Below are 16,657 nucleotides of genomic sequence, written 5' to 3' on the forward strand. Positions count from 1 at the left end.
GACTTGTGATCAAGAGACAGCCATATGCGCCTTTTTGTTATATAAAATCGAGTTCGTCTAGGTCGACACTGTCTGCAAATATATCCAGTTCTTCTAGTTCCTTTCGAAGGCGTTGTCTGTCTTTTAGCGCTTCAATTTCGCGCCATTTTCTTTTTTTCCCCTTCGAAGAGGCTCTTTTCTTTGGTTCAGGACTTTCTACTATTTCAATCATATCGTCTAGGCTATCCATGAATATCTCCTATTGATGTACTAACCTCAAAACATGTGCTTTAGCATTACCCCAATTTGCATGAAAAACACACTTCGAGTAATGCTGGTATACCACAGACAGTAGAAAAATAAAACACTAATATGTATTTAAAGTGAAAACAAAGTGACGCTTTGATGACAGCGTTGAGGGGTGTCGCAGATTGAATGATGTTACTTATGGCGTTTAAATCCGTGCATTAAAGTCGCTAAAAAAAGCCAAATTAAAGATATACTTTATTGATTTTTAAGTGTTTCTGTTAAAGGAAAAGCACTTTGTCACAATGTCTAACTTAAGGGAGAGGTATTGAAATTATCAGCAGGAATGTCTAAAAATGTGCTTTGTAAATGAATATGAAAATTCAGTCTAAATCTTAGTTTAAACACAAAAAGTAACACAGAGCCGAAGTCAAAATTACTGCGGCTCTGTGTGGGTCAAAGCCTTTACAGAGACTTAACTTCTGACTCTAGAATTTCTTGAGCGTGTGCAAACGCACGAATGCCTTCTGCCAACTTTTCGGTTGCCATTGCATCTTGGTTATGTAACCAACGGAACTCACTTTCAGTTAAAGGAGCCGGCTTTTGAGCAACTTCATCGCTGTTTTCTAACATGTAATCTTCGCTTGCTGGCAAATCACCAAGCTCTTCAAGTAATGCAGGGCTAATTGTGAGTTTGTCACAGCCTGTTAGGGCAATGATCTCACCAGTGTTACGGAAGCTTGCACCCATAACAACTGTTTTGTAGCCGTGTTGCTTATAGAAGTCGTAGATTGTACGAACCGACTGCACACCTGGGTCGTCCAGTGGGTCCGTCGGCTTATCAACACCATTGGCAACATGCCAATCTAGAATACGGCCCACAAATGGAGAGATTAAAAATACATTAGCATCAGCACATGCACGTGCTTGTGCTTGGCTGAAAAGCAGTGTTAAATTACATTTAACACCTTGTTTTTCAAGCTCTTCAGCAGCCTTGATACCTTCCCATGTGGAAGCAATCTTGATTAAAATCTTTTCTTTACTTACGCCTTGCTCAGCGTAAAGTGCAAGTAACTGTTGTGCTTTGGCAATCGTTGCTTGTGTATCGAAAGATAAACGTGCATCAACTTCAGTTGAAATGTAACCCGGTACGATATTGGCAATTTCTTTACCGATCAGTACCGCAAAGTAATCACACGCCAACTCAACTTGCTTTTGCTCGTCTTGCTCTTGTGATTGAGCGTAATCTAAAGCCTGTTTTAGAAACGGCTGATAGGCAGGCGTTTGAGCTGCTTTTAATAAAAGTGACGGGTTAGTCGTCGCGTCTTCCGGTTGATGTTTTCGGATCGCTTCGATGTCGCCAGTGTCGGCAACAATCGATGAATGCTGTTTTAGCCTATCTAATGCTGAAGTCATGCTGTCCTCATTCCTAATTTTGCAGCTATAAATAAATTACACACCCTATGTTGCAATACCGTGATCAGCTTTTATAGGTCAAATGTCCGCTTGTAACGAGACAAGCAGGTATGTCCTAGCCAATTTGGGTTATTGTTATAATAAGGCGTGTTATGTTTTCCACAGTAATGACGTTGTCTGTTACCTTGCGGTTTAACTGAACACTATGAGCAGAAGATTTTACGCTTGCGATTCACTGTGGATAGTGTTGAAATTGACATTAATAAATATCTAAGTCAATAGGCTATCAATGATCACGGTTATTTCACCAGCAAAAAATCTCGATTACGACTCTAGCGCACCAACACAGCGTCACACCCTTCCTGAGTTATTGACGCATTCCGAAGCATTAATTTCAGTCTGTCGTGATTTAAGTCCTCAAGAAATCGGCAGTTTAATGAAAATCAGCGATAAATTAGCTGGGTTAAATTCAGCCAGATTTGCGCAGTGGTCTCAGCCTTTTACAGCGGACAATGCCAAACAGGCCGTTTTTGCCTTTAATGGGGATGTGTATGCTGGGTTGGAAGCTGAAACCTTATCTGAAGAAACTATTGATTATACTCAGCAACACTTGCGCATATTATCGGGGTTATATGGTGTGCTTAAGCCACTAGATTTAATGCAAGCATATCGCCTTGAAATGGGTACCAAGTTGGCAAATTCTCGAGGTAAGAACTTATATGAATTTTGGGGCAGTGTGATTGCAGAAAAGCTTAATGAAACACTGACCGAAAGTGGTGCAAGTGCATTAATCAATCTCGCGTCTAACGAGTATTTTAAAGCGGTAGATAAAAAGGCACTGAAAGCTGAGATTATCACTCCGATATTTAAAGACTGCAAAAATGGTCAGTATAAAGTGATCAGCTTTTATGCTAAAAAAGCACGAGGTATGATGGCCAGATATATTATGGAAAATAAAGTAAATGATATCGAGTCATTAAAAGAATTTGATGTTGCCGGTTATTACTTTAGCGAAGAAGCGACAATTAAGCCCAATGAACCGGTCTTTTTAAGAGCAGAACAATCGTGAAAATACGCATACTGGCGTTATTATTGCTGTTACAAGGCTGTAGCCACTTTTCTTATATGTCGCCCAAAGGAGCGCTTTCCTGTCAGCAGACACAGCAAAACTGCACTGGTATGTGTAGAGAAGATCACCCTCAAGGAGATCCACTTATCAGGCAGTGCTTAATGCGCTGCCAAGATGAATTGACCATGTGTACTGTTAAGCCAAAGCATAATACGTATTGAGTTTATTACCTTTTCTAAAAAGCAGGGACAGTTAGATTGAATAAAAACGTTTTTTTGTTGTCCTGCTGTCAGGGCTTAATGACAACAGGCAATATTCTGCTTGTGACCATCAGCGCATTGGTGGGTCAAATGCTTAGCCCTTCTACCTCACTCACAACTTTACCTATTGCAATGCAGATGCTCGGGTTGCTCTTGACGACAGTGCCCGCGTCACTCGTTATGGCAAAAACTGGACGAAAGCTTGGGTTTAGCCTTGGTAATGTTATAGGCACACTTGGCGCATTCATTGGGTTTGTTTCTCTGTCATTAAGTCATTTCTATTTGTTTTGTGTTGCGACTTTTTTGATTGGAGTCGGTATTGGCTTTGCAACGTTATATCGCTTTGCTGCGATTGAAGCGAGCGACAAGCCTGCGCGCGCGATTTCAATGATAATGGCAAGTGGTGTGATAGCTGCGGTATTGGGTCCCAATCTGGCTGTTTGGGTTAACCACCACTTTCCGGCAATTAATTATGCAAACTCTTTTTTAGCACTGACTTGTGTATATTTGATTGCCTTATGCTTACTGCAAATGGTGACGTTTAATGAGGTCTCAGAACAACAAAGCACTTTGGCTCCGCGTAAAATTAAAGAGATCATTTCACAGCCACAATTTGTTATCGCCGCGCTTATCGGCATGATCAGCTATTCGGTGATGAATTTGTTGATGACGGCAACACCTTTGGCAATGCACCGACACGGCTTCGATTTGGCTGAGTCGGCACTTGTAATTGAGTGGCATGTGCTTGGCATGTTTTTACCTTCATTTTTTACAGGCAAATTGGTGGAGCGTTATAGAGGGGTGAATATGATTGTGGCGGGTTGTGTATTTATGTTGGCCTGTGCCGTGATAAATTTGCTTGGTGTGAGTCACTGGCACTTTATGACTGCTCTGTTTTTATTGGGTGTTGGGTGGAACTTCATGTTCATCAGTGCAACAGCCTTGGTTAGTCAAACTTATGAACCCCATGAGCGAGCTAAAACACAAGCAGCAAATGAGTTTTTTGTGTTTAGTATGGTCGTGGTGTCGTCATTATTTGCGGGTTGGCTAGAGAGTGAGATTGGGTGGCAACCGCTTAATATATGGTCAGTTCCAATTGTTTGCGTGGCACTGGGAGCATCTTTGTGGTTTAAAAACTATTCACTCCCTGAGCCAAATGTAGGTAAGATTTAACGACTTTGTCTCGAAAGTGCAAGTCTTGATCTCTGTGCTCATTTCGGTAGTGCTGGCAAAACTCTACGGGGTCTAGTGAATGGTGTCCTAATAGCGGGTTTTTGAGATCGGAATAATGCGCGTACCAACGTTGTTTTAAGGTACTTGGTGTGCTCGGTAGTTTTGTTAAGATCCGTTCACTAAGGGTGAATTGAGAATGTCTTGCTAGTGCAATCATGTCGTCGTTTGCAGCAGCGAGCCAGCATGCTCCTTTTTCATTGACACACAAGAGGGGTAAAAAAGGGGCTAGTGCTGGGTAAATGTCATTTTTATAGATATTAACTTGCCAGTATTTTCTTGCAATTACGCAAAACTGCTCAAAGCTGACAATTGCGCTAAACCCACTTTGTTGTAGCTTCAATATTTCAACTCGTGGTTTATTTGGATTCACAGTGTCATTGGCTGTATCAAGATACCAGTCACCAAGCAAAATAGCATTTTGGAAATACTCATCTCTTAAAGAACCCCATGCGGGTTTTAATGTGTGCCCTAGGCTTACTTTATTTGCTAATACTTGTAATGGCTCTGGCATGATTGGCATAGCGAGACGCTCTTGCAGTAGCTCCAGCATGGTATTTCGAATTTCTTTACAACGACCAAGGGGGTAAGGCTTATCCGAAAAGTAGGGGTATTGGGCGGCAAGTCGAAGATCTACAATTAAGCGTAACTCAGCCAAATATTGCTCTAGTGTTATTCTTTGATATTCTTCCATGGTCTGGTGTATTTATATGAATAAAGTCATTAAATTGTAGTGATGTTGCAGAATTATACAAATAAACTTCCTTATCAAGGATAGACTGGTATCTGCTTTTCTAATATCTAATATAATGCACCATTAAAAAGCAAACTAGGATAAAGAAACTGTTTAGAATAAGTTTTTTCTTTCTCGTTGCGTTATTTTCTAAAGTCACTTTTTCAAAATAAATTGATACGCAAATTACTCACGTATGATGTCACGTAAATAATAATATTTGTTATATCTATATTCCAAAGGTCCGAGATGCAAATGGTAACCTAGTGTCTGCGGTCCACAGCACTACCAATTGCCCAAGTAAGCATTTAAACTCAACTCGCTGGGACACATCAAAGATAAAAAATGCAGATGCTGTTCTAGCTATATTTTTATCGGCTCAAGCGACGCAAAAGAAAGTATCAATTTGGGTCCCTGCTGACAGCTTCCTGTGTTTCTGGCTTCCCAACCTTATCTTATGCCTATATCCACGGTTAACTTTTGTAGCGCTGTGATTACCTAATAGTTGTTACATATAAAAAGCCCCCGCTTTTAGCGTAATGCTGATCTATTAAGAAAATGATCAGTTGACCGATCCAAAGGTCATGAAAAATCCGTAATTAGTTTTCTGATTACGGATCCTTTTATGGCAAACACTTATTTGTTCAACGGTGTTATCGATGATTCATCACTAGAGTTGGCTCAACTGTCTACATTTTGTGAACACATTCCTGTTGAGTGGGTTGCACAGGCAGCAGACTTCCCAATGATATGGTGCTTTGGTTAGTGGTTGGTATGCCATGCTTTTGCAATAAACCTATTGCTGGAGTGGCAAGGCGATTAAATATTTGTGCCGAAGGCTGAGCAGATGAAAAATTGCTAGCCAAAAGTGTTTTAACTGAAGTGCGAAAAAGACTTGGTAAAAATGCAATGTCATGGCTTTTTAAGCAATGTAACCATAAATGAGGATTAGAGCGTTACCCACAAGATAGCTGCAAGTACTCGCTGTTGATGGTGTTCTATTCATTGGAAGTCAGCTTAAAGTGATGGCGAATACTCTCTCCAGGCAATACACCCAAGCGTTTAGTTGCACTTAGAGGGGGTTTAACAGTACTATTTAAAGAAAAACACCCTAGGCCAAGTAGACCTAGGGTCGTTAAGATGAATAAAAGCCGTTACCCTGTTAATCGCAAAGCTGCTCCTCTAAAGTGAACAGCATTGCATATTTTGCCGGGCTTTTATTTACTTTTTCTTTTTAGGTTTAGTTTTTGCGGCTTTCTTTTTAGCTTTAATTTTTGCCGGGTCTTTCTTCTTTTTCGGTGGCTTCGCTTCTTTGTGTTTTGGTGCCAGCCCTTCAAGCGTTCTGCGTTTGAGCTTTTGATCAGTGTAGCGCTCAACCTTACCTAAAATTTCCACGTCGTGGGCTTCTACCAATGAAATAGCGGTACCTTTTTTACCTGCGCGACCTGTTCGACCAATACGGTGCACATAAATGTCGGCGGTTCTTGGCATATCGAAATTAATGACATGGGTGATATCTGGAACGTCAATACCACGCGCTGCGACGTCAGTAGCAACAAGGATGTTTGTACGACCACTATGGAAGCTTGCCATGGCTGACATGCGTTTGTCTTGTGGCATTTCACCACGTAGCCAAGTCGTTTTTATCTCATTGGCATAAAGCTCACCGATTAATTGCTCAAGGCGCTCGCGAGTTTTCACGAAGACGATAGCCTTTTCAACTTCTTCACTTTGTAACAAGTTGGTCAGTATGGTGAGTTTATGTTTGTAATCATCAGCAAGGTGTACCCACTGGTGAATTTTACCTTTTTCTTTACGCGAAGGTTCAGCTTCAAGCAAAGCCGGGTCATTCAGTATGCGTTCGGCGAATAGCTCAACGCTATCTCCTTCTAACGTCGCTGAAAATAAGAAACCTTGGCGACGATTTTTGGCTTCATCACAAATGCGCAGCATCTCTTTTTTGAAGCCCATGTCTAGCATACGGTCAGCTTCATCTAATACCAACAGCTCAACATTGTCGGCATGGAAGTTTTCAGTTTCCAAGTACTCCATTAACCGCCCAGGAGTCGCGATTAATATATCGTTATTTTTTTCAAAAATTTCTTTGTGACTACCATAGTTGATACCACCGGTAACAACACCAATACGCAAGTGCGTGTTTTCGGCCAGAGCCTGACATTGCTCATGTACTTGATAAGCTAGTTCACGAGTGGGCGTCATTATCAATACACGTGCAAAACCTGGGTCTTTTCTAGGGAAATCGAGCAAATACTGAATTGCAGGGATCAAGAAAGCGGCTGTTTTACCTGTGCCTGTTGGCGCTGAGGCCAGAATATCTCTGCCTAAAAGCGCTTCAGGGATTGAGAGTTGTTGAATGCTAGTCGCGGTTGTATAACCAATTTTTTTTATGGCAGAAAGTAATTTGCCATCAAGATCGAATTCAGAAAATTGCATAATGCATCACAAATAAAGGACAATAGCGGAATTATACGTGTGCTTGACGCTTTCTAAAAGGTGCAATATGGCAAGCTTTGCATTTAAACAGTTTAAAATTGACCAAAACCGTGCTGCGATGAAGGTTTCAACCGATGGAATAATGTTTGGCGCGTGGGTATCGTTGGCAAATGCGCAAAATTTATTGGATATCGGTACAGGTACTGGGTTGCTGAGTTTAATGGCGAAGCAACGGGCACCAGAATTACATGTTCACGCCATCGAAATAGACGAACAGGCCGCGCTAGATGCGAAAGATAATTTCACTGCTTCACCATGGCCGGAAATTGAGTTGATACAGCTAGCCGTACAGCAGTTCGAACCGCCTCAGCAGTTTGATTTAGTTATCAGTAATCCTCCTTATTTTCAATCAAGCCTCAGGGGGGAAGATGCTCGTCGTAATATGGCTCGACATACCGATAGTTTGAGTTTTGAAGAGTTGATAACCGCATTTTTGCGTGTTACAAAGCCTGATGCACGATTAGCAATCATTTTACCTTATGAAGAGGGGAGAGCATTTATCAGCCTAGCTGAGCAAAAAAGTCTTTATTTAGCTAGGGTGTGCGAGGTAAAAACAACGCCTAACAAAGACGTTTCTCGTTTGATGTTTGAGCTGTCTACCGATCTTTGCGAAACATACAGAGAGACTTTGTGTATCTATAATCTGTATGGTAAGTATACGGATGAATACACTTCTTTATGTAAGGCATTTTACTTGAAAATGTAGTCTGCAAGAATGCTAAAGTAAGGGTACTCAATGGCTTGTAAAGGAGCGTGGTATGGCAAATTTAGAACAAATTAACCGAATACTTGAGTTTCTAAGCGAGATCGCTTTGCCTTATCAGGTTATACAACTCGAAGGCGCCACGTTTTTACCGGGTCTTAGGCATAACAAAGGTATGCTGCAAATAGATTTAGAAAAGGTTCACTTCTCAGGTGACATATTACATGAAGCTGGTCATTACGCTGTGTGTGAGCCCGCTGAGCGCCGTCTTTTGGATGGCAATATATATAAAACAGGCTTGCAGCATCAGCGGCCCAAACAACAAATGATGGGAGAGGAAATGGCCGCAACCGCATGGTCTGTCGCAGCAGCGCTCCACCTTGGTTTTTCCTTACAGGTTGTTTTTCATGAAGCTGGATATAGGGGAGCCAGCGAAAGCTTAATTGAAGCCTTTGAAAATGGAGGTGGGATAGGGCATCCGCTACTCGGTGCATTTCAAATGACTTGTCCGCAGCAGGGATTTCCAAGTATGTCGACTTGGATCAGAACATTATCTTGGGCATAAGGTAATCGTGTATCAGGAAAGGCAAGAATAGTGCGGGCTGAAACCGCCCGCAGATGAATCCGCTTAGAGCGTATTGGCATATTCCGTCATAATTTGCTCAATCCAAGAAGCGATACGCTCGTCGCTTTTGTCGTATTGGCTGTCCTCATCAAGTGCAAGACCAACAAATTGTGACTCATCTTCGGTCAGTGCTTTTGAGGCTTCAAATTCGTACTCTTCTGAGTTTGGCCATAAGCCAATAAAATTAACGCCCTGAGGTGAAATTTTATCGTGCAGCATACCAAGAGCATCTTGGAACCACTGACCATACCCTTGCTGATCTCCCATTCCAAAAAGTGCGATGGTTTTACCTTGCAAATTTACACCGTCAATATCACCCCAATGAGACTCCCAGTCTTCTTGAAGTTCACCAAAGTCCCATGTAGAAATTCCAAAGATCACAAAGTCGAATTGCTCTGCGCCTTTTAATGGCTCATCTTTGATGTTGTGCAGCGATACGACGTCTTTTCCTATAATTTCCTGAATTTTTTCAGCGGCCATTTCGGTATAACAGGTTGTTGAACCATAAAATAACCCGATTTGCATTGTATTCTTCACTTGAATGGCTGTTATCATATGGGGGCAGTCTACCCTAAGGTTAAATTAATTGATACAGGCAGCCCGTGAACGAACAAGAAACATTATCAAATACAGAAGATGAGCTGATGGACCCAATAGAAGCATTTTTGGATATGCTTTTTCTTGAACAAGGTCTTAGTGATAACACGATTGCGGCATATAAGAATGACTTGGAAAAGTTTTTACACTTTGTAAGTGATCAACTTGAAGATAAGCATTTATTTGCGGTAACAGCGACTGATATCGAAGCTTATCTTGCGCATCGAGTCGATCTAGGCTTAAAACCGCGCAGTACAGCGCGCGCTGTGAGCGCTTTAAAACGATTTTATTTGTATTGGGTTACTCATCAAAAAGTAGCTGAAAGCCCGATGACGAATATTGCGCAGCCAAAAACGGTCCAGTCTTTACCTAAAACTTTGACAGAGCAAGAAGTTGAAGCCTTGTTGTCAGCTCCTGATATAGAAGATGCAATGGGGCTCAGAGACAAAGCAATGCTGGAATTACTCTATGCAACTGGTCTGAGGGTAACTGAACTAGTTGGATTACGTATGGAACAGATTAATTTACGCCAAGCAGTGGTCTTAGTACGTGGTAAGGGCGGTAAAGAAAGAATGGTTCCTATGGGTGAAGAATCGTTGCATTGGGTAGAACAGTTTTTGAAAGTAGGTCGGCCACAAATGGTTAAGCATGCCAATGATTTTGTGTTTGTTTCTAAGCGTGGTATTGGTATGACGCGACAAACTTTTTGGCATAGAATCAAACTCTATGCTATGTTGGCTGACGTTAAGTCTCCGTTATCGCCACATACTTTACGTCATGCATTTGCAACACACTTGCTGAATCATGGAGCGGACTTACGAGTTGTACAAATGATGTTGGGTCACAGTGACTTGTCAACGACACAAATTTATACACATGTTGCGAGCGAACGGTTAAAATCGTTGCATCAGCAACACCATCCAAGAGCTTAACGGAATTTATTTGAAGTTTTCCGGTCTTATTGGTTAGTTTAAGAACGAAATTACGAGAACAAAGATGAAAAAGTTATTTTTAGCAGCCGCATTGGCGGTAAGCGCTTCAGCTTATGCAACGGAAGCGACAAAAACTGAGAGCACATTAGCTATTAACCCAATCCAACAGTCGTTGGCAAATCTTGGCCTGTCTGTGAATGACATCACAGATAGCCCAATCCCTGGCCTAAAAACGGTGATTACTGATCGTGGTGTATTTTACTCTAGCCATGATGGCCGTTACCTAATGCAAGGTGCGCTTATCGATGTGGCAAATAGAAAAAACCTTACAGAAGATGCACTGAGCGGTGTTCGCAAAGAAGGTTTGAAAGACTATCAAGATTCAATGATTGTCTACAAAGCAGAAAACGAAAAGCATCAGGTGACTATATTTACGGACATCACGTGCGGTTATTGTCGTAAGTTACACCGCGAACTTGATGACTACCTCAACGCGGGGATTACGGTTAAATACATGGCATTCCCGCGTGGCGGTCTACAAAGCCAAGGCTATGAAGACCTTATGAATGTATGGTGTGCAAAAGATTCTGCTACTGCGTTAACAGAAGCGAAAGCTGGTAACCCTGTTGAAGACGTTAAAAATTGTAGTGCACCGATTGCTGAGCATTATCAGTTAGGTCAAAAATTTGGCATCTCTGGTACACCTGCAATCATTCTAGAAGATGGCAGCATTATTCCTGGTTATCAGCCAGCAGCTGACCTTGCTGGTGCGCTAGAAAGAAATGCAAAGTCTTAATCATCGCGTATAATAAGCGAATTGCGAAAAAGGCCGTATGGCCTTTTTTTGTGCCTGTTAGGCGGGTGTTAAAATACTGACGATAGCCTAAAAAGAATTCAAACAACAATTTCAACTACTCAGATAGACTTATGCAAACAAAAATCCAGCCAAGAGCGCGTATCGACGACAGTCATCTACCAGATAACCTTCATCCAGTCATCAAGCAGTTATATGCAGCTCGCGGTGTGCGCTCATCAGACGAATTAAATAACAGTGCCGCAACCTTGCTGGATTTTAAGCTTTTTAAAGACATTACTAAGGCATGTGACATTTTGCATATAGCCCTTCAAGCGCAGCAGAGAATTCTTATTGTTGGTGACTTTGATGCTGACGGCGCAACCAGCACAGCCGTTTTGATGGAGGGGTTGCCACAGTTTGGTTTTGCATCAGTTGATTACCTTGTGCCTGACAGGTTCAGTTTGGGCTATGGTTTAAGCCCCGCACTCGCGGAGCAAATAGTGCAACTTAAGCCAGATTTGGTGATCACAGTGGATAATGGTATTTCATGTATCGCAGGTATTGATATTGTAAAACAGGCGGGTATCAAAGTAATCGTGACCGATCACCATTTACAAGGTACACAGTTACCAAATGCCGACGCAATCATTAACCCTAATCAGCATGATTGTCAGTTTCCTTCGAAGTCAATTGCCGGTGTTGGGGTCGCATTTTATTTGCTGGTAGCGCTGCGCAACTATTTAAGGGAAGCAACCTATTTTGAAAAAGCGGGGCGTCCAGAGCCCAATTTAGCGTCTTTATTGGATATTGTAGCACTCGGTACTGTGGCTGATGTTGTTGCACTGGACTCAAATAATCGAACTTTAGTATTTCAAGGTCTCGCACGCATCAAAAATGGCCGAACACGCCCCGGGATCCGTGCATTAATCGAAGTTTCAAATCGCAATATGAGTCGATTAAGTGCGAGTGATTTTGGTTTTTCATTGGCTCCTCGATTAAATGCGGCGGGGCGGCTGGATGATATGAGTTTAGGCATAGCTTGCTTACTTGCAAAAGATGACTATCAAGCCAAAAGGATTGCCAATGAGTTAGACAGTCTTAATCATGAGCGTAGAGAAATAGAGCAAGGCATGCAACAAGAAGCGCAAGCGGTGCTAGAGCGTTTGAGTAATAAAACACAAGCAGTACCTAATGCGGTGTGTTTATACCAAGATGATTGGCATCAAGGCGTTATTGGTATTCTCGCTGGTCGTTTAAAAGAGAAATACCATCGACCCGCAGTGATCTTCGCGCAGGGGGATGATGGTCAATTGAAGGGCTCTTGCCGCTCTATTGAAGGCATTCATATGCGAGACTTACTAGAGCATATTAATACTGAAAATCCCGAATTAATTCTGAAGTTTGGTGGCCATGCAATGGCTGCTGGGTTGAGTATTCAAGAATCAAGTTTTGCTAAGTTTAAGGTTGCCTTTGAAGCTAAAGTCGAAACTTTACTGAGTGATGAATTAAAGCAAAGCGTATTGTTGACAGATGGTGCATTGCCACCTGAATGTTTCAATATGGAGTTTGCTAACGAACTGCAAGGAGCTGGGCCTTGGGGGCAACAATTTCCCGAACCTGTATTTAGTGAGCGATTTGAATTGGTGCAGCAACGGCTTGTTGGAGAAAAGCATCTCAAGCTCGTGTTAAAACATACGACAGGTAAGCTTGTAGATGCAATCGCGTTTAATGTTGATTTACGCGCATGGCCAAATACCAGTGCACAGTATGCAGATATTGCATATCAATTAGATATCAATGAGTTTCGTGGCAAGTTTTCACTACAGCTAATTGTGCGTGAGATTCAAGCTGTAAAGGCAATTTAACACCTGTTCTCGATAGATAAAACGTGTTTTTAATCCGCTTGTCTAAATATTGGTGAATAAACCCTTAAATTTATCACTTTGGGGCTAATATATGGTGGTAATTTTTGTTAGTATTAGCCGTTTAGACAGCCTGTATAGTTCTTTCGACTTTGGACAGAGTACAGGCTAACAGCCAAAGATGTAAATTGGAGTAATGCAGATGTTTGAAGTGAATCCTGTGATTAATCAAATCAAGGAAATTCGCGAACGTACTGAGCTTCTTAGGGGGTACCTTTGACTATGCTCTAAAGCAAGAGCGTTTAGAGGAAGTCAATGCCGAACTTGAAGACCCAGCAGTATGGAATGAGCCAGAAAAAGCGCAAGCTTTAGGGCGTGAAAAGTCATCACTTGAAGTGATTGTTGAGACAATCGATAACTTAGTTGCGGGCGCTGATGATGCAGAAGGGTTAGTTGAGTTAGCCGTAGAAGCCGAAGATGAAGACACGTTTGTTGAAGCACAGCAAGAAGTTGAAGGCTTAGTTGCACAGCTGGAGAAACTAGAGTTTCGCCGTATGTTTTCGGGTGAACAAGATGCGAACGATGCTTACATCGATTTACAATCTGGCTCTGGCGGAACTGAAGCGCAAGATTGGTGCAATATGTTATTGCGTATGTATCTGCGTTGGGCGGAAGCAAAAGGTTTTAAAGTTGAAATCGTAGAAGCTACAGATGGCGATGTAGCCGGTATCAAAGGTGCTACCGTACGTGTTTCTGGCGAATATGCCTATGGCTGGTTACGCACAGAGACAGGTGTGCACCGTCTGGTACGTAAGAGTCCATTTGATTCAACGGGTCGCCGCCACACATCATTTGCATCTGCATTTATTTATCCAGAAATTGATGACAATATTGAGATAGATATTAATCCATCAGATTTACGAATTGACGTATATCGTGCATCGGGTGCTGGTGGTCAGCACGTAAACCGTACGGAATCTGCGGTCCGTATTACTCATATGCCAACCAATATTGTAGTACAGTGTCAGAATGACCGTTCACAGCATAAAAACAAAGCGCAAGCGATGAAGCAACTAAAAGCGAAATTGTTTGAGCTTGAAATACAAAAACAAAATGCTGAAAAACAGTCTCAAGAAGACGCAAAATCGGACATTGGCTGGGGCAGCCAAATCCGTTCATACGTTCTTGATGATTCAAGAATTAAAGACTTAAGAACCGGCGTCGAAAACCGTAATACACAAGCGGTACTAGACGGTGACTTAGACAAATTTATCGAAGCTAGCCTGAAATCAGGCCTTTAATCAACAAGCTAAACTAAGAGCTAAAAAATGACAGATCAAATCCAAGACGAAAATAAACTCATTGCTGAGCGTCGTGCTAAATTGGATGCAATTCGTGAGAATTGTGATGCCAATGGCCACCCGAACACCTTCCGCCGTGAAGACTATACGGCTGATCTACAGGCTAAGTTTGGTGATAAATCGAAAGAAGAGCTTGTTGAATTAGACCATCAGGTGTCGGTAGCGGGTCGTATTCTTGCAAAGCGTGGCCCTTTCCTTGTATTGCAAGATATGAAAGGCCGTATTCAAGCATATGCATCAAAAGATGTTCAAAAAGCATTAAAAGAGAAGTATGGTCAATTAGACATCGGTGACATTATCGGTGTATCTGGCCCATTACATAAATCTGGTAAAGGTGACTTGTACGTAGATATGGTTCAGTACGAACTACTGACTAAATCACTGCGCCCACTACCAGAAAAATTCCATGGTCTAACAGACCAAGAGGCGAAATATCGTCAGCGTTATGTTGATTTGATCACAAACATGGATACGCGTGAAACTTTCCGTATTCGTTCAAAGGTGATTGAAGGTATTCGCCGCTTCCTTGCTGAGCGTGACTTTATGGAAGTTGAAACGCCGATGCTACAGGTGATCCCAGGCGGTGCAAGCGCGCGTCCTTTTGTAACACATCACAATGCACTAGATATAGATATGTATCTACGTATTGCGCCTGAACTTTACCTTAAGCGTTTAGTTGTTGGCGGTTTTGACCGTGTATTTGAAATCAACCGCAACTTCCGTAACGAAGGTCTTTCAACACGTCATAACCCAGAATTCACTATGATTGAGTTCTACCAAGCGTACGCAGATTACAAAGACCTAATGAACTTAACTGAAGATATGTTACGTACTGTTGCGCAAGACGTGCTAGGTACAACAATAGTTATCAATACAGTTAAAGATGCTGAAGGTGAAGTGACTGAAACTATCGAATACGATTTTGGTAAGCAGTTTGAGCGTTTATCTATGGCTGATGCGATTATCAAATATGGTCCAGATGCAGAAGAAAGTGCACACATCTTTAAAGATCCTGAAAACCATTTCGATGAGCTAGTCGCTTACGCGAAGAAAGTACACGTCAAGATCCCTGAAAAATGTGTTTGGGGTGCAGGTAAGTTCTTGTGTGAAATCTTTGAAGAAACTGCCGAGCACAAGCTAATTCAACCAACTTTCATTACTGAGTATCCGTGGGAAGTGTCACCACTTGCACGTCGTAACGATGAAAACCCATTCATTACAGATCGTTTTGAATTCTTTGTAGGTGGTCGTGAGCTTGCAAATGGTTTCTCTGAGCTTAATGATGCACAAGATCAGGCGGAACGTTTTGCACGTCAGGTTGAAGAAAAAGATGCGGGTGATGATGAAGCAATGCATTACGATGCAGACTATATTCAAGCACTTGAATATGGCTTACCACCAACAGCTGGTGAAGGTATTGGTATCGACCGTCTGGTTATGCTGTTTACAGACTCACCAACAATTAAAGATGTTATTTTATTCCCGCATATGCGTCCTCAAGCGGATTAAAGAATGATTAAAGAGAAAAGCGCCTTTAGGCGCTTTTCTCTTATCTATGTGAGATATTTCTCAAAAATAATTTTAATTTTCTCAATAAATTTTGTGTTTTTATTCTAAAACAGCGCGTTATCATTTCTGTTTCCGTAATAAATACGAAAATCTTTGAGTACCATGGTTTGCAATATCATCTCTCATTTCTATACTGTCGGTGCATTTAGGATGAATCACATATAATAAAACGTCAGAAAACATAGAATTATGCCGGAATTAGATGAAGAACAATTAAAACATGAGGCTGCAAGAAGGGAATATTGCCGCCAGTGCATTGCTGACTTTCAAAAGCTCGGATACTTAGACTCTTACTTAGAAGAGGTTTTTAATCGTAAACAACGCTTATTGAGTCAGTTTTCTGATCAGCCAACCCCCAGAAATGACTAGCTTTAAACCAAGATGTTAGAAAAAAAGACTGGGTGCTCAATCTGTCACCATATAGTCATTTTTTACAAGAAAAGTGTTTGACTTATTTTTTCTGTTCTATATTATACGCCCCACAAAGACGGAGAGGTGGCCGAGTGGCTGAAGGCGCTCCCCTGCTAAGGGAGTATAGGGTTTGTAGCCCTATCGAGGGTTCGAATCCCTCCCCCTCCGCCATTAATTTAATGGTTTTCTTTGTATGGACGCGTAGCTCAGCTGGATAGAGTACCTGGCTACGAACCAGGCGGTCGGAGGTTCGAATCCTCCCGCGTCCGCCACTTTTACTCAAGTGGTTAAATATAGAGTGCACATCTCAAGTGTTAAAATATCGAGAAATAACGGACGCGTAGCTCAGCTGGA

15 protein-coding genes, 2 tRNA genes and 1 pseudogene are annotated in these 16,657 nt (G+C 41.9%); 13 read left to right on the forward strand and 5 right to left on the reverse strand.

Annotated features, from left to right (window positions below):
- Nucleotides 1-37: 37 nt before the first annotated feature.
- Both N482_RS21625 and tal read right to left on the reverse strand, forming a co-directional pair.
- Complete coding sequence (locus tag N482_RS21625) at nucleotides 38-229, reverse strand: DUF3545 family protein (RefSeq protein WP_063373173.1); 192 nt, start codon at nucleotides 227-229, stop codon at nucleotides 38-40.
- A gap of 461 nt (nucleotides 230-690) precedes the next feature.
- Nucleotides 691-1,641 (reverse strand): transaldolase, encoded by a 951-nt coding sequence (gene tal, locus N482_RS21630; protein ID WP_063379041.1) that lies wholly within the window; start codon nucleotides 1,639-1,641, stop codon nucleotides 691-693.
- A gap of 289 nt (nucleotides 1,642-1,930) precedes the next feature.
- Here tal and yaaA point away from each other — a divergent pair, with 289 nt between their 5' ends.
- Both yaaA and N482_RS21645 read left to right on the forward strand, forming a co-directional pair.
- Nucleotides 1,931-2,710, forward strand: coding sequence for a peroxide stress protein YaaA (gene yaaA, locus N482_RS21635; RefSeq protein WP_063379042.1), 780 nt, complete (start codon nucleotides 1,931-1,933; stop codon nucleotides 2,708-2,710).
- A gap of 257 nt (nucleotides 2,711-2,967) precedes the next feature.
- Nucleotides 2,968-4,143, forward strand: coding sequence for an MFS transporter (locus tag N482_RS21645; RefSeq protein ID WP_063379044.1), 1,176 nt, complete (start codon nucleotides 2,968-2,970; stop codon nucleotides 4,141-4,143).
- Here the strand turns inward: N482_RS21645 and N482_RS21650 are convergent.
- The gene (locus N482_RS21650; RefSeq protein ID WP_063379045.1) at nucleotides 4,100-4,894 is read right to left on the reverse strand and encodes a hypothetical protein; all 795 of its coding nucleotides are present in this window, start codon (nucleotides 4,892-4,894) and stop codon (nucleotides 4,100-4,102) included. The two genes, N482_RS21645 and N482_RS21650, sit on opposite strands and share 44 nt — an antisense overlap.
- Nucleotides 4,895-5,558: 664 nt before the next feature.
- Here N482_RS21650 and N482_RS25795 point away from each other — a divergent pair.
- A pseudogene (locus tag N482_RS25795) lies at nucleotides 5,559-5,937 on the forward strand (transposase domain-containing protein); the annotation flags it as partial.
- A 217-nt stretch (nucleotides 5,938-6,154) separates the two neighbouring features.
- Here N482_RS25795 and srmB read toward each other — a convergent pair.
- Nucleotides 6,155-7,387, reverse strand: a complete 1,233-nt coding sequence (gene srmB, locus N482_RS21655; RefSeq protein WP_063379046.1) for an ATP-dependent RNA helicase SrmB — start codon at nucleotides 7,385-7,387, stop codon at nucleotides 6,155-6,157.
- Nucleotides 7,388-7,454: 67 nt separating this feature from the next.
- Between srmB and N482_RS21660 the strand changes: the two genes are divergently transcribed.
- On the forward strand, nucleotides 7,455-8,153 hold the full coding sequence (locus N482_RS21660; protein WP_063379047.1) for a tRNA1(Val) (adenine(37)-N6)-methyltransferase: 699 nt from the start codon (nucleotides 7,455-7,457) through the stop codon (nucleotides 8,151-8,153).
- Nucleotides 8,154-8,205: 52 nt separating this feature from the next.
- Nucleotides 8,206-8,715 (forward strand): hypothetical protein, encoded by a 510-nt coding sequence (locus N482_RS21665; RefSeq protein WP_063379048.1) that lies wholly within the window; start codon nucleotides 8,206-8,208, stop codon nucleotides 8,713-8,715.
- A 63-nt stretch (nucleotides 8,716-8,778) separates the two neighbouring features.
- Here the strand turns inward: N482_RS21665 and fldB are convergent, their stop codons facing one another.
- On the reverse strand, nucleotides 8,779-9,300 hold the full coding sequence (gene fldB, locus N482_RS21670; RefSeq protein ID WP_063379049.1) for a flavodoxin FldB: 522 nt from the start codon (nucleotides 9,298-9,300) through the stop codon (nucleotides 8,779-8,781).
- 119 nt (nucleotides 9,301-9,419) lie between these two features.
- On the opposite strand from fldB, the gene xerD reads away from it, so the two are divergent.
- From xerD to N482_RS21710, 8 genes are all read left to right on the forward strand, one after another.
- Nucleotides 9,420-10,304 carry a site-specific tyrosine recombinase XerD gene (gene xerD / locus N482_RS21675; protein ID WP_063379054.1) on the forward strand — a complete coding sequence of 295 codons (885 nt, stop codon included), beginning with the start codon at nucleotides 9,420-9,422 and terminating at the stop codon, nucleotides 10,302-10,304.
- 64 nt (nucleotides 10,305-10,368) lie between these two features.
- Entirely contained in the window at nucleotides 10,369-11,100 is a 732-nt protein-coding gene (dsbC, locus tag N482_RS21680; RefSeq protein ID WP_063379050.1) for a bifunctional protein-disulfide isomerase/oxidoreductase DsbC, read from the forward strand.
- Nucleotides 11,101-11,231: 131 nt separating this feature from the next.
- Nucleotides 11,232-12,965 carry a single-stranded-DNA-specific exonuclease RecJ gene (gene recJ, locus N482_RS21685; protein WP_063379051.1) on the forward strand — a complete coding sequence of 578 codons (1,734 nt, stop codon included), beginning with the start codon at nucleotides 11,232-11,234 and terminating at the stop codon, nucleotides 12,963-12,965.
- Between the two features lie 199 nt (nucleotides 12,966-13,164).
- A protein-coding gene (prfB, locus tag N482_RS21690) for a peptide chain release factor 2 (protein ID WP_155730675.1) occupies nucleotides 13,165-14,263 on the forward strand; the annotation gives its coding sequence in 2 pieces (ribosomal slippage) (nucleotides 13,165-13,239 and nucleotides 13,241-14,263; 1,098 coding nt in all).
- Nucleotides 14,264-14,290: 27 nt separating this feature from the next.
- Complete coding sequence (gene lysS / locus N482_RS21695) at nucleotides 14,291-15,832, forward strand: lysine--tRNA ligase (RefSeq protein ID WP_063379053.1); 1,542 nt, start codon at nucleotides 14,291-14,293, stop codon at nucleotides 15,830-15,832.
- Between the two features lie 249 nt (nucleotides 15,833-16,081).
- Nucleotides 16,082-16,261, forward strand: coding sequence for a hypothetical protein (locus N482_RS21700; protein WP_063373186.1), 180 nt, complete (start codon nucleotides 16,082-16,084; stop codon nucleotides 16,259-16,261).
- A 120-nt stretch (nucleotides 16,262-16,381) separates the two neighbouring features.
- Nucleotides 16,382-16,474 (forward strand) — tRNA-Ser (locus N482_RS21705).
- A gap of 24 nt (nucleotides 16,475-16,498) precedes the next feature.
- A tRNA-Arg gene (locus N482_RS21710) sits at nucleotides 16,499-16,575 on the forward strand.
- Nucleotides 16,576-16,657: the final 82 nt, after the last annotated feature.

Origin of the sequence: Pseudoalteromonas luteoviolacea NCIMB 1942 (genome assembly GCF_001625595.1) — a bacterium.
Lineage (GTDB): Bacteria > Pseudomonadota > Gammaproteobacteria > Enterobacterales > Alteromonadaceae > Pseudoalteromonas > Pseudoalteromonas luteoviolacea_A.